Annotated in this window: 1 pseudogene; it reads left to right on the top strand. The window is 66.4% G+C overall.

Annotated features, from left to right (window positions below):
• Positions 1 to 277, top strand: a pseudogene (locus EOC06_RS38940) (thiamine pyrophosphate-binding protein); the annotation flags it as partial.

The raw sequence follows: 277 nt of genomic DNA on the forward strand, positions 1-277 counted from the left end.
GTCTACCGGCCGACACTGGCGATCAACGCCTCGCCGTCCGCCTTCATCGACGCTTTCGCCAGGCGCAAGCCGGCCTCCGCACCCGTCTGGGCAGCCGAAACGCCAAAGCTGCATGCCGCCTATCTCGACTGGTCGACGCCACCGGAAGGCGGCCCCGGCTCGGTCCAGATGGGGCCGATCATGAACTACCTCGAAAAGATGTTGCCCGACGACGCCATCCTCACCAACGGCGCCGGCAACTACGCCACCTGGGTGCATCGTTTCCACCGCTTCCGCC

The sequence above is a fragment of the Mesorhizobium sp. M7A.F.Ca.MR.362.00.0.0 genome (assembly GCF_004023175.1).
Lineage (GTDB): Bacteria > Pseudomonadota > Alphaproteobacteria > Rhizobiales > Rhizobiaceae > Mesorhizobium.